13 protein-coding genes are annotated in these 13,287 nt (G+C 61.2%); 8 read left to right on the plus strand and 5 right to left on the minus strand.

Annotated elements, in window-relative coordinates; translation table 11 throughout:
- From ACTCHC_RS05735 to mdh, 5 genes are all read right to left on the minus strand, one after another.
- Positions 1–2,181: 2-oxoglutarate dehydrogenase E1 component (locus ACTCHC_RS05735; protein WP_463021518.1), on the minus strand; the 2,181-nt coding region annotated here is incomplete at its 3' end.
- A gap of 57 nt (positions 2,182–2,238) precedes the next feature.
- Complete coding sequence (sucD, locus tag ACTCHC_RS05740) at positions 2,239–3,120, minus strand: succinate--CoA ligase subunit alpha (RefSeq protein ID WP_463021519.1); 882 nt, start codon at positions 3,118–3,120, stop codon at positions 2,239–2,241.
- A gap of 13 nt (positions 3,121–3,133) precedes the next feature.
- Positions 3,134–4,195 carry a hypothetical protein gene (locus ACTCHC_RS05745; RefSeq protein WP_463021520.1) on the minus strand — a complete coding sequence of 354 codons (1,062 nt, stop codon included), beginning with the start codon at positions 4,193–4,195 and terminating at the stop codon, positions 3,134–3,136.
- Positions 4,196–4,229: 34 nt separating this feature from the next.
- Positions 4,230–5,423: an ADP-forming succinate--CoA ligase subunit beta gene (sucC, locus tag ACTCHC_RS05750; protein ID WP_463021521.1), complete on the minus strand. Its 1,194-nt coding sequence runs from the start codon at positions 5,421–5,423 to the stop codon at positions 4,230–4,232.
- A 261-nt stretch (positions 5,424–5,684) separates the two neighbouring features.
- Positions 5,685–6,647: a malate dehydrogenase gene (mdh, locus tag ACTCHC_RS05755; protein WP_463021522.1), complete on the minus strand. Its 963-nt coding sequence runs from the start codon at positions 6,645–6,647 to the stop codon at positions 5,685–5,687.
- 154 nt (positions 6,648–6,801) lie between these two features.
- On the opposite strand from mdh, the gene ACTCHC_RS05760 reads away from it, so the two are divergent.
- The 8 genes from ACTCHC_RS05760 (at position 6,802) to sdhA (ending at position 13,283) form a co-directional block, all read left to right on the plus strand.
- Positions 6,802–7,557, plus strand: coding sequence for a sulfite exporter TauE/SafE family protein (locus ACTCHC_RS05760; protein WP_463021523.1), 756 nt, complete (start codon positions 6,802–6,804; stop codon positions 7,555–7,557).
- Positions 7,558–7,834: 277 nt separating this feature from the next.
- Positions 7,835–8,692: an HpcH/HpaI aldolase/citrate lyase family protein gene (locus tag ACTCHC_RS05765; protein ID WP_463021524.1), complete on the plus strand. Its 858-nt coding sequence runs from the start codon at positions 7,835–7,837 to the stop codon at positions 8,690–8,692.
- Positions 8,692–9,249, plus strand: coding sequence for an NnrU family protein (locus ACTCHC_RS05770; RefSeq protein ID WP_463021525.1), 558 nt, complete (start codon positions 8,692–8,694; stop codon positions 9,247–9,249). Before ACTCHC_RS05765 ends, ACTCHC_RS05770 begins: the two co-directional genes overlap by 1 nt.
- Complete coding sequence (locus tag ACTCHC_RS05775) at positions 9,246–9,449, plus strand: DUF1737 domain-containing protein (RefSeq protein ID WP_463021526.1); 204 nt, start codon at positions 9,246–9,248, stop codon at positions 9,447–9,449. Before ACTCHC_RS05770 ends, ACTCHC_RS05775 begins: the two co-directional genes overlap by 4 nt.
- Positions 9,446–10,477, plus strand: a complete 1,032-nt coding sequence (locus ACTCHC_RS05780; protein ID WP_463021527.1) for a MaoC family dehydratase — start codon at positions 9,446–9,448, stop codon at positions 10,475–10,477. Before ACTCHC_RS05775 ends, ACTCHC_RS05780 begins: the two co-directional genes overlap by 4 nt.
- A gap of 222 nt (positions 10,478–10,699) precedes the next feature.
- The gene (gene sdhC / locus ACTCHC_RS05785; protein WP_463021528.1) at positions 10,700–11,083 is read left to right on the plus strand and encodes a succinate dehydrogenase, cytochrome b556 subunit; all 384 of its coding nucleotides are present in this window, start codon (positions 10,700–10,702) and stop codon (positions 11,081–11,083) included.
- Positions 11,084–11,093: 10 nt separating this feature from the next.
- Positions 11,094–11,465, plus strand: coding sequence for a succinate dehydrogenase, hydrophobic membrane anchor protein (sdhD, locus tag ACTCHC_RS05790; RefSeq protein WP_463021529.1), 372 nt, complete (start codon positions 11,094–11,096; stop codon positions 11,463–11,465).
- Positions 11,466–11,477: 12 nt separating this feature from the next.
- Positions 11,478–13,283 carry a succinate dehydrogenase flavoprotein subunit gene (gene sdhA / locus ACTCHC_RS05795; RefSeq protein WP_463021530.1) on the plus strand — a complete coding sequence of 602 codons (1,806 nt, stop codon included), beginning with the start codon at positions 11,478–11,480 and terminating at the stop codon, positions 13,281–13,283.
- Positions 13,284–13,287: the final 4 nt, after the last annotated feature.

Raw genomic sequence — 13,287 nt, forward strand, 5'->3', positions numbered from 1 at the left:
GTTGGCGAAATCGCCGAACTGCGCTTCCCACATCACCAGCGCGTTGGGTTCGGCGAGGCTGTAACCGTATTCGAACCCCAGCACCGCATATTCCGAGAGCATCGAATCGATCACCTCGTATCGCGCCTGGCCCTGGCGGATATTGTTGAGGGGATAGTAGCGTTCCTCGGTCGACTGGTCGATGAAGGCGGAATGGCGGTGGCTGAAGGTGCCGCGCGTGCTGTCCTGACCGGCCAGGCGCACCGGATAGCCTTCGGTCAGCAGGCTGCCAAAGGCCAGCGCCTCGGCGGTGGCCCAGTCGAAACCCTTGCCGGTTTCCAGCATCTGCTTCTTGTTGTCCAGCAGCCGCTCTACCGTCTTGTGTAGCGCAAAACCATCGGGCGCGCGCGTCAGGGCTGCGCCCACTTCCTGCAGGGTTTCGGGGGTGATCGCGGTTTCGCCGCGCTGATATTCCTCGCCCTCGCGGTTCAGGTGCGACCAGCGCCCGTCCAACCAGTCGGCCTTGTTGGGCTTGTAATTCTTGCCGGCCTCGAATTCCTCGTTCAGATGGGCCTGGAATGCGGCCTTCATGTCCTCGATCTCGCCTTCGGGGATCAGGCCATCCTTGACCAGCCGCTCGGTATAAAGTTGCAGCGTCGTCTTGTGCTGCTTGATGTTCTTGTACATCAGCGGGTTGGTGAACATCGGCTCGTCGCCTTCGTTATGGCCAAAGCGGCGATAACAGAAGATGTCGATCACAACATCCTTGTGGAATTTCTGGCGGAACTCGGTTGCGACCTTGGCGGCGTGCACCACGGCCTCGGGGTCGTCGCCGTTCACATGGAAGATCGGCGCCTCGACCATCAGCGCGATATCGGTCGGATAGGGCGACGAGCGGCTGAAATGCGGTGCCGTGGTGAACCCGATCTGGTTGTTCACGATGATATGGATCGTGCCGCCGGTGCGATGCCCGGTCAGCCCCGACAAGCCGAAACATTCGGCCACCACGCCCTGGCCGGCAAAAGCCGCGTCGCCATGCAGCAGGATCGGTATCACGGTTTCACGTTTCGGATCATGGCGCTGAAACTGCTTGGCGCGCACCTTGCCCAGAACGACGGGGTTCACGGCCTCCAGATGGCTGGGATTGGCGGTCAGCGACAGGTGCACCTCGTTCCCACCGAACGAACGGTCTGACGAGGCGCCCAGATGGTATTTCACATCGCCCGAGCCATCGACATCTTCAGGCTTGAAGCTGCCGCCCTGGAATTCGTGGAAGATGGCGCGATAGGGCTTGCTCATCACATTGGCCAGAACCGACAGCCGACCGCGATGCGGCATGCCGATCACAATCTCCTTGGCCCCCAGCGCGCCGCCGCGCTTGATGATCTGTTCCATCGCAGGGATCAGGCTTTCGCCGCCATCCAGACCAAAGCGCTTGGTGCCCATGTATTTGACATGCAGGAACTTTTCAAAGCCCTCGGCCTCGACCAGCTTGTTCAGGATGGCGCGGCGCCCTTCACGGGTGAAACTGATTTCCTTGCCGTAACCTTCGATCCGCTCTTTCAGCCATGCGGCGGCTTCGGGATCGGAAATATGCATGTATTGCAGGGCGAAGGTGCCGCAATAGGTGCGTTTCACGATGTCCAGGATCTGACGCATCGAGGCGACCTGCAGCCCCAGCACATTGTCGATGAAGATCGGCCGGTCCATGTCGGATTCGGCAAAGCCATAGGATTTCGGATCCAGTTCCGGGTGCGCGGGCTGTTCATGCAGGCCCAGCGGGTCCAGATCAGCGGCCAGATGGCCGCGGATGCGATAGGCCCGAATGATCATCAGCGCGCGGATACTGTCCAGAACGGCACGCTTGACCTGATCGTCGGTGACGGTCACGCCGGTTTCAGATGCCTTGGCGCGGATCTTGTCGGCGGCCTTTGCGGGCTGCGCCCATTGCCCATCCAGCGCGGCGGTCAGCTCATCATTGGGCAGGGGCGGCCAGTCGGCGCGGGCCCAGCTTGGGCCCTTGGCCTCTTGCTTGACATCCATTTCGGCATCGCCAAGCGCGCGAAAGAACTGTTGCCATGCCTCATCCACCGCTGCCGGATCATCGGCATAGCGGGCATAAAGCTGTTCGACATATTCAGCGTTATGTCCCTGAAGGAAGGAAGAGGCGTGGAAGACGTCGTTTGCGCTTTGATCCGTCATGATGCACCTGAATAAAAAGGGGGGCCACGTCCCGGGCAGGGGCGTGGCGGTGACTTGTCAGCCGATCGCCTTTTTCACGGCCTCGCCCAGCCCGGCGGGGCTGTCGGCAACGATGATACCGGCGGCTTTCATCGCTTCGATCTTAGATTCCGCATCGCCCTTGCCACCGGCGACGATAGCGCCGGCATGGCCCATGCGGCGGCCTTTGGGGGCGGTGCGCCCGGCGATGAACCCGGCGGTGGGCTTCCAGCGGCCGCGTCTCTTTTCATCGGCCAGGAACTGTGCGGCCTCTTCCTCGGCCGAGCCACCGATTTCCCCGATCATGATGATCGACTGGGTTTCGGGATCGGCCAGGAACATTTCCAGCACGTCGATATGTTCGGTGCCCTTGATCGGGTCGCCGCCGATTCCCACGGCGCTGGACTGGCCCAGCCCCATATCGGTGGTCTGTTTCACGGCCTCATAGGTCAGCGTGCCCGAACGCGACACCACACCGACCGATCCGCGCTTGTGGATATGGCCCGGCATGATGCCGATCTTGCAGGCGCCCGGCGTGATGACACCGGGGCAGTTCGGCCCGATCAGCCGCGATTTGCTGTTCAGCAGCGCGCGCTTGACCTTCATCATGTCCAGCACCGGGATACCTTCGGTGATGCACACGATCAGCGGAATTTCCGCGTCGATCGCCTCCATGATCGAATCTGCCGCAAAGGGGGGCGGCACATAGATCACGCTGGCATTGGCGCCGGTAACGGCCACGGCCTCGTGCACGGAATTGAATACGGGCAGGTCCAGATGGGTCGTGCCCCCTTTGCCCGGCGTCACACCGCCGACCATTTTCGTGCCATAGGCAATCGCCTGTTCCGTATGGAATGTGCCTTGGCTGCCAGTGATGCCCTGGCAGATGACTTTGGTGTTTTCGTCTACAAGTACGGCCATGTCAGTCTTTCATTTAAGTGATGGACAGGGATATCGGTGAATTGTTCGTGGGCCTGGTGCCCGACTGCGGCACCTTTGGGGTGCCGGAAAACAGGCTGGGGCGGTCGCCGAACAGGCGCGCGCGCAGCCGTTCATTTGAATCGGCATTTATCTGGGAAACCCGGGCCGCCTGACTGGCCGACAGCCGCAACTTGCCCGCCGGATCGTTTAGCAGGCGCAGGATCAGACTGCGGGTTCTGGCATTGAGGGCTTCGTTATTGTCTTGTCCCAGTGCCTTGTACAGCGCATGCGCGCGGCGCAGCGCGAAAACCGCGCGCCCGGACAGGCCTTCATTCATGCGGCCGGGATTGTCAAAGTCGGCGGCATCGACCCCGATCAGTGCCGCAAAATCCGAAATCAGGTCGCCATTCGTCAGAAAGTCACGCTCCAGCAAGCGCACATTCAGCCCTTTGGGACCCACGATATTGACCCAGCGCTTTACCAGCTGGTTATAATCGTATTCGCCGCGCAGTTCGATGAAGTCATCCAGCCGGGTCGAGCCGCCCATCTTTATCATCTGCGTATAGGCGCTGGGCAGCCATTCGGTCTGGTCGCGCAGATACAGCACATAATCGACCTGCGTGAAACGCTCGTGCAGCCAGCTGTCCAGTGCCCTGATCCGTGCCGGCTGCGCCAGCCACGCCGCGATACATTCGGACGATATGACATAAAGCGCGTTTCCCGCCGCCGCGATCGAGGCTTCGGCGCGCGTGGTGAAATCGGCAACCCGCTTTTTCTGGTCCTGCATCGTGTCGATGCCCGCCGCACGGCGCACGGCGGTGGCCGAAACCCGGATGTTCAACCGGGTCAGCGCGATCGCGGGAAAACCTTCGATATGCGCCAGAAACGGGGCAGGCACATCGTCGAGCGTGTCATGGACCACCCCGTGATCGCGCAGCTTGTCGCGGTTCCTTGCCAACCATGCCTGAATAGACGTCGAGCCTGTCTTGTTCAGCCCGATATGAACAAGCGCCCGCGCCCCGCCCGCGGGGGGCGGGGGGGTATCTGCGGGCTGCTTGGTCCGGGTTTGGGTCATTGAGGCATGACTTTCGGTCGGTGGCTGCGAAGGGTTACCCCTTCACCGCCTTGACGATCTTTTGTGCCGCATCGGACAGGTTGTCCGCCGCGATCACGTCCAGGCCGCTTTCGTTGATGATCTTCTTGCCCAGTTCCACATTCGTGCCTTCCAGACGCACGACCAGCGGAACCTTCAGACCCACGGCCTGAACGGCGGCGATCACGCCTTCGGCGATGACGTCGCAGCGCATGATGCCGCCAAAGATGTTGACCAGAATGCCTTTGACGTTGGGATCAGAGGTGATGATCTTGAACGCCTCGGTCACCTTTTCCTTGGTGGCGCCGCCGCCGACATCCAGAAAGTTGGCCGGTTCCGCGCCGTAAAGCTTGATGATATCCATCGTCGCCATTGCCAGACCGGCGCCATTGACCATACAGCCTATCTCGCCGTCCAGCGCGATATAGTTCAGGTCGAACTTGCTGGCGGCCAGTTCCTTGGAATCTTCCTCGGTCTCGTCGCGCAGGGCGGCGATGTCGGCATGGCGATACATCGCGTTGCCGTCAAAACTGACCTTGGCATCCAGCACCTTCAGATCGCCGTTTTCCATCACGATCAGCGGGTTGATCTCCAGCATCTCCATGTCTTTTTCGACAAAGGCCTGATAGAGCTTGCCCATCAGATCGACGCATTGCTTCATCTGCTTGCCATCCAGGCCCAGCGAAAAGGCAACGCGGCGGCCATGGAACGGTTGATAGCCCGTGGCGGGATCGACGCTGAACGACAGGATCTTTTCGGGGGTCGATGCGGCGACCTCTTCGATATCCATCCCGCCTTCGGTCGAGCAGACGAAAGAGATGCGGCTGGTCTGGCGATCGACCAGAAGCGCCAGATACAGCTCACGCTCGATATCCGAACCGTCTTCGATATAGATGCGGTTGACCTGCTTGCCCGCCGGGCCGGTCTGATGTGTCACCAGCGTGCGGCCCAGCATCTGCTTGGCCATCGCTTCGGCTTCTTCCACCGATTTGGCCAGGCGCACACCGCCTTTTTCGCCGGCATCGGCTTCCTTGAACTTGCCCTTGCCGCGACCGCCTGCGTGGATCTGCGCCTTGACTACCCACAGCGGGCCATCCAGCCCGCCCGCGGCGGTTTTGGCCTCATCCGCCTTCAGGACGACGCGCCCGTCGGAAACCGGCGCGCCATAGCTGCGCAGAAGTGCTTTTGCCTGATATTCATGAATGTTCATGAAACTGTCCCGTGCTGATGAAAGTTGCGCGTGTCATGCCTTGTTTTTCTGGCCGGATAAACGGTTTTTCATGCAGATCAGATGAATTTGATGCAGATTTGTGGATTTGTGATCACATGATTAATTGCCGTGATCACAAATTGCCCCGGTTCGGCGGGGTTCCGCCTTGGGGGCCATACTTTCGCCACCGGGGGGGCGTGTGGGCACCAAAAAAATGGGGGGCCGCAGCGCAGCCCCCCACAAAAATCATGCAGCGCGGGCTTATGCCAGCGAGCTGTCGATTCCCTTGCAGGCGCTGACCAGGCCCTTAACGGCGTCAACGGATTTGTCGAACATCACCTGTTCGTCCTTGTTCAGCTTGATATCGACGATCTTCTCGATCCCGCCGGCACCGATGATGGTGGGCACGCCGACATACATGCCGTTCAGGCCAAATTCGCCGTCGCAATAGGCCGCGCAGGGCAGCAGGCGCTTTTGGTCTTTCAGATAGGCCTCTGCCATCTCGATCGCGCTGGTGGCGGGGGCATAGAAGGCCGACCCGGTTTTCAGCAGGCCGACGATTTCTGCGCCGCCATCACGGGTCCGCTGGATGATCGCGTCCAGCTTTTCCTGCGTCGTCCAGCCCATCTGCACCAGATCGGGCAGCGGAATGCCGGCAACGGTGGAATAGCGCGCCAGCGGCACCATCGTATCGCCATGCCCGCCCAGAACAAAGGCGGTGACATCGCGCATCGACACGCCGAATTCGACCGACAGGAAGTGACGGAAACGCGCCGAATCCAGCACCCCGGCCATGCCGACGACTTTGGCATGGGGCAGGCCCGAAAATTCGCGCAGCGCCCAGACCATCGCATCCAGCGGGTTGGTGATGCAGATCACAAAGGCATTGGGTGCATGTTTGGCAATGCCTTCGCCGACCGATTTCATGACCTTCAGGTTGATGCCCAGCAGGTCGTCCCGGCTCATCCCCGGTTTGCGCGGCACGCCAGCGGTGACGATGCAGACATCAGCGCCCGCGATATCGGCGTAATCATTGGTGCCTTTCATGACGGCGTCAAAACCCTCGGACGGGCCCGATTCGGCGATATCCAGCGCCTTGCCCTGCGGCGTGCCTTCCGAGATGTCGAACAGAATGACGTCACCAAGTTCTTTGATCGCAGCCAGATGAGCGAGCGTGCCGCCGATCTGACCCGCACCGATAAGCGCAATCTTGGGTCTGGACATGAAAAGTGATCCCTGTCTGTTGAATTTGGGCGAATGCCTAGTCTTTCGTCGGCCTCTGCGCAAGGGTGCGGCGGGCATTGCTGAAAAATCCCGCACTTTCTTTGCCGCGTACGCTGTCGTAGGACTGCAAAACGGGCAGTTGGGGCAGGGCACGATGCTTGATCTGAATGCAGGATTCTTTGCCGTGGCGATTCCGGCGGTGATGATCGTGGGATTGTCCAAGGGCGGGTTCGCCTCGGGCGCCGGGTTTGCGGCCACGCCCTTGCTGGCACTGGTGTTGCCGCCATCGGTGGCGCTGGGCGTCATGCTGCCCTTGCTGATGCTGATGGATCTGGCGACGGTTTTCTTCTTTCGCGGCCAATGGGATTGGCGCGCGGCGCGGCTGTTGATCCTGGGCGCGGTGCCCGGTGTGGTGATCGGCGCGATGTTGTATCGGATCACCAATCCCGACGTGTTCCGCTTTCTGATCGGGGTGATGGCGGTGCTGTTCGTGGCCTGGAAACTGGCCCAGCAATTGCGGCTGTTCCGCCCACGGGCGCGGCCCTTTTCGGATGGGGCCGGGGTGGTCGCCGGGGCGCTGTCGGGCTTTACCAGCTTTGTCGCCCATGCCGGATCGCCACCGGCGGCGGTCTATCTTCTGGCCTCCGGGCTGGACAAGACCCGCTATCAGGCAACCACCGTCATCACCTTCTGGGCGATCAATGTATTGAAATTCATCCCATATGCCTGGCTGGGATTCTTTTCGGCACAGACGGCAAGGGCCGATCTGTATCTGGCCCCGTTCGCATTGTTGGGGGCGGCGCTGGGCGTGCGGGCGCATCGGCTGTTGTCGGAACGGCTGTTCTTCTCGATGACCTATGTGGCGCTGGCCGCGATCGGGATCAAGCTGATCTGGGATTCACTGACATAGGCGCGGCTCGGCCTTAGGTCCGGTCCCACCGGCGCAGAGTCGATCGGGCCAGGCGTTGTGCCCGCGATCAGAACCGCAAAGAACAGTGCAAAGGCCAGAAATTCTTTCATGAAATGCCCCGAAATATGCTTTGGTTCAGGCAGGATGCGCGGCAAGATGCGAAAATAAGGTTAATTGCGCGCCAAGCCGACAATTTCTGCATTGCGGCAAATCGGGGCTTGCGTTTTGCTGCGCCGATATGATGTTTTCCGCAACAATATTGCGAAAGGTAAGAATCATGGATCACGCTGCCCGCCCCTATCGGTCTGTTCTTTATATTCCCGGATCGAAAGACCGGGCGCTGGACAAGGCGCGGACGCTGGCCGTGGATGCAATCATCTTCGATCTGGAAGATGCTGTAACGCCGGATGAAAAGGCCAATGCACGCACCTTGCTGGCCGCCACGCTGAAAGAGGGCGGATACGGGCCGCGCGCCAAGGTCGTGCGGATCAACGGGCTTGATTCCGACTGGTGGCGCGAAGATGTCGCGGCCTTTGTCGGCGCCGATATTGATGCGATCCTGATCCCCAAGGTCGGGTCGGCCGCCGATGTGCAGGCGGTGGCCGATCTGATCCCCGATGTGCCGCTATGGGCGATGATGGAAACGCCGCAGGGCGTTCTGAACGCCGCCGAAATCGCGGCGCATCCGCGCATGACCTGTTTCATCATGGGCACCAACGATCTGGTGAAAGAGCTGAAATGCCGCACACGGGCCGACCGGATGCCGTTGCTGGCCTCGTTGCAGATGTGTCTGGTGGCGGCGCGGGCCAACGGGATCGCGGCGGTGGACGGGGTTTATAACGCCTTCAAGGACGAAGACGGGCTGCGGGTTGAATGCGAACAGGGCCGCGATATGGGCTTTGACGGCAAAACCCTGATCCATCCGGCGCAGGTGGCCATCGCCAATGCCGCCTTTGCCCCCACCCAGGCCGAGATCGAGCTGGCCCATCGCCAGATCGAGGCCTTTGACGCCGCCGAGGCCGCTGGGCAGGGCGTGGCGGTTGTTGATGGAAAAATCGTCGAGAATCTGCATATCGTGACCGCGCGGGAAACGCTGGCCAAGGCGGCCGCGATCGCGGAACTGGAAGGCAAGTGATGATCTGGATCGTATTGGGACTGATCCTGTGGGTTGTGCCCCATATGTTCAAACGTCTGGCCCCGCAAACCCGCGCGAAGCTGGGCGACAGGTTCAAGGCCGTGGTGGCCATCGTGTCGGTGATCGGCATCGTGCTGATGGTGATCGGCTATCGGGGGGCGGCATTCGTTCCCGTCTATGCCCCGCTTCCGGGCATGGGGCATCTGAACAATCTGCTGATGCTGGTGTCGATCTATTGCTTCGGCATCGCCGGGGCCAAGACGGTGCTGGCCGACAAGTTCCGCCACCCGATGCTGACCGGCGTCGTGATCTGGGCGACGGCGCATCTGCTGGTGAATGGCGATCTGGCTTCGATCGTGCTGTTCGGCGGTCTGGGCATCTGGGCCGTGGCGGCAATGCTGCTGATCAATGTGCGCGAACCCGTCTGGGCGCGCCCCGCCCCCGGATCATGGAAGGGTGACGCGCGCAATGCCGTGGCCACGCTGGTGATCTATGGCCTGATCGCGGCTGTCCATATCTGGCTGGGCCACAATCCGTTTCTGGGGACATATGGATGAAATTGTATCGCTTTCTGACCGAAGACGACACGTCGGCCTTTTGCCACAAGGTGAGCGCCGCGCTGAACAAGGGCTGGGCCCTGCATGGCGCGCCGACCTATGCCTTTGACGCCGCCAACGGCGTGATGCGCTGCGGTCAGGCCGTCGTGAAAGAGGTGGATGGCACCTATACCCCCGATATCAAACTGGGCGAGCATTGATGAAGACCAACGCAGGACGTTTTTTCGAGGATTACAAGATCGGGCAGGTGATCGCCCATGCGGTGCCGCGCACCCTGTCGGGGGGCGAACGCGCGCTGTATCATGCGCTGTATCCGGCGCGTCATGCGCTGTATTCATCCGATGAATTCGCCCGCGCCAGTGGCCTGTCTGCCGCGCCGCTGGATGATCTGATCGCCTTTCACACGGTATTCGGTAAAACCGTGCCCGATGTTTCGCTGAACGCGGTGGCCAATCTGGGTTACGCACAGGGGCGGTTTCTGGCCCCGGTCTGGCCGGGAGATACGCTGCGCTCGGAATCCGAGGTGATCGGGCTGAAACAGAATTCCAACGGCAAATCGGGCGTGGTTTATGTGCGCAGCCGCGGGCTGAACCAGCGGGGCGAGGTCGTGCTGGATTACGTGCGCTGGGTCATGGTGCGCAAGCGCGACCTGGATGCCCCGGCGCCGGAAACGGTCGTGCCCGATCTGGCCGATGTGGTACCCGCCGGTGATCTGGTGGTGCCAAAGGGGCTGGATTTCACCAATTACGATTTCACCTTGGCGGGTGAGCCGCATCGCTGGGGCGATTACGCCGTGGGCGAACAGATCGACCATGTGGATGGCGTCACCATCGAAGAGGCCGAGCATATGCTGGCCACCCGGCTGTGGCAGAACACCGCCAAGGTGCATTTCGACGCCACCAACCGTGACGATGGCAAGAGGCTGATCTATGGCGGGCATGTGATTTCGATGGCGCGGGCGCTGTCGTTCAACGGGCTGGCCAATGCGCAGATGGTCGTCGGTTTGAATGGTGGTGCGCATGCCAATCCATGCTTCAGCGGCGATACCGTGCGCGCCTGGTCGCAGGTTCTGGACAAGGCCGAAACCGCAGCACCTGGCGTCGGCGCGATCCGGCTGCGTCTGGTTGCGACCAAGGGTGGTGCGCCGTTTGCCCTGCGCGACGAGGATGGAAAATACCGATCCGAGGTGCTGCTTGATCTGGATTACTGGGCTTTGATGCCGATCTAGCGGCCCGCTGATTGGCAATCGGCACCCTTTTGTGGCGCTGTCGAGGCCCGCGCCGGATGGGTGACGATATTTGTGATCACTATCATAAAGTTTGTGATCACATCCAATGTGGATATGCGCAAACTCTGAAAAAACCGTGCCATATTCTGCATTCCATCCGTGACTCGGCGGCAAAAAGCAGTATGACAATGGCGAAAACCCAGACATGAAAAAGGGATCAACATGGCTGACGTGAACAGGGGCAACCGGCCGCTTTCGCCGCATTTGCAGATATATCGCCCGCAGTTGGGCTCGATCACATCCATCCTGACGCGGATCACGGGCATCGCGCTGCTGCTGGGCGGGCTTCTGGTTACCTGGTGGTTGCTGGCGGCGGCAAGCGGACCCGATTATTTCGCCTTTGTTGACGGCATCATGACCTGCTGGATCGGTGATCTGGTCATGCTCGGCTCGCTCTGGGCACTGTGGTATCACACGCTGGCCGGCGTGCGGCACCTGATCTGGGATACCGGCCGCGGGCTGGACCTGCCGACCGCGCAAAAGCTGGGCTGGACCGTGATCATCGGTTCGGTCGTGCTGACCGTTTTCACCGTTTTCGTGATCTGAGGGGGCTGTCATGGCATTTCTGACCGACCGCAAGCGCGCCGTTGGCATGGGGTCTGCCCATGCCGGGGTGCATCATCACTGGTCCATGACCGTCAGTGCCTATGGTCTGCTGATCCTGGTGCCGCTGTTTGTGTTCACCTTTGGCCCGACGCTGGGCGGGACATATGAACAGGCCGTCGCCTATTACCACCGTCCGTTCCCGGCGATCGTTGCCGCCCTGACCCTGATAGTGGGGTTTGCGCATTTCAAGAACGGTGTGCAGATGGCGATCGAGGATTATTCGGCCGGGCTGACCCGCCAGATCCTGATCGTTGTCACCACCTGCATCAGCTATGCCGCGATGGCGACGGGCGTCTTCGCCCTTGTCCGCCTCGCGCTGTAAGGAGCATCCGCAATGGCTGCATATGAATACGAGACCCATGACTATGACGTGGTTGTGGTGGGTGCCGGTGGATCTGGCCTGCGCGCGACGCTGGGCATGGCCGAACAGGGGCTGCGCACGGCCTGCGTGACCAAGGTGTTCCCGACGCGCAGCCACACGGTTGCCGCACAGGGCGGCATCGCCGCGTCGCTGTCCAACATGGGCCCGGACAACTGGCAGTGGCACATGTTCGACACGGTCAAAGGCTCTGACTGGCTGGGCGACACGGATGCGATGGAATATCTGACGCGCGAGGCGCCAAAGGCCGTGTATGAGCTGGAACATTACGGCGTGCCGTTTTCGCGCACCGAAGAGGGCAAGATTTATCAGCGCCCCTTTGGCGGCCACACCACCGAATTTGGCGAAGGCCCGCCGGTACAGCGCACCTGTGCCGCCGCCGACCGGACCGGCCATGCAATCCTGCACACGCTTTATGGCCAAAGCCTCAAGCATAACGCCGAATTCTATATCGAATATTTCGCTATTGATCTGATCATGTCGGATGATGGCACCTGTCAGGGCGTCGTCTGCTGGAAGCTGGACGATGGCACCATTCATGTCTTCAACGCCAAGATGGTCGTGCTGGCCACCGGCGGTTACGGGCGCGCCTATTTCAGCGCGACCTCTGCCCATACCTGCACCGGTGATGGCGGCGGCATGGTGGCGCGGGCGGGGCTTGCGCTGCAGGATATGGAGTTTGTGCAATTCCACCCCACCGGCATTTACGGCTCGGGCTGCCTGATCACCGAAGGCGCGCGGGGCGAGGGTGGCTATCTGACCAATTCCGAGGGCGAGCGGTTCATGGAACGCTATGCGCCGACCTACAAGGATCTGGCGCCGCGCGATTATGTTAGCCGCTCGATGACGCTGGAAATTCGCGAAGGGCGCGGTGTGGGGGAACATGGCGACCACATCCACCTGAACCTGGCCCATCTGCCGCCCGAGGCGCTGGCCGAACGCCTGCCCGGCATTTCCGAAAGCGCCAAGATTTTCGCCGGTGTCGATGTCACCAAACAGCCGATCCCGGTTCTGCCGACCGTGCATTACAATATGGGCGGTATCCCGACCAATTACTGGGGTGAGGTCGTGAACCCCACGCCGGGCAATCCCTCGGCCACCGTGCCCGGCCTGATGGCCGTGGGCGAGGCCGGTTGCGCATCCGTGCACGGGGCCAACCGCCTGGGGTCCAACAGCCTGATCGACCTTGTGGTGTTCGGCCGTGCCGCCGCCATTCGCGCGGGCAAGGTGGTTGATCCCGAAGCCCCGAACCCGGTGCTGAACCAGGCCAGCATTGATGCCGCACTTGATCGGTTCGACACTTTGCGCAACGCCAATGGCGCCATTCCCACCGCCGATCTGCGGTTGGAGATGCAGCGCACCATGCAGGCGGACGCCGCCGTGTTCCGCACCGCCAAGACCATGGCCGAAGGCGTGGAAAAGATGACCGCCATCGCCGCCAAGATTTCCGATCTGAAGGTCACCGACCGCTCGCTGATCTGGAACTCTGATCTGATGGAAACGCTGGAACTGACCAACCTGATGCCGAACGCGCTGGCCACTATCGTGGGCGCCGAGGCGCGCAAGGAAAGCCGTGGCGCCCACGCGCATGAGGATTTCCCGAACCGCGACGATGAAAACTGGCGCGTCCACACCATTTCGCGGGTGGATGGCAATCAGGTCACGCTCAGCCATCGCCCGGTCGGGGTCACGCCGCTGACCACGCCGGACGAGGGCGGGATCGACCCGAAAAAGATCGCGCCCAAGGCGCGGACGTTCTGAGGAG

Source organism: Actibacterium sp. (assembly GCF_055134745.1).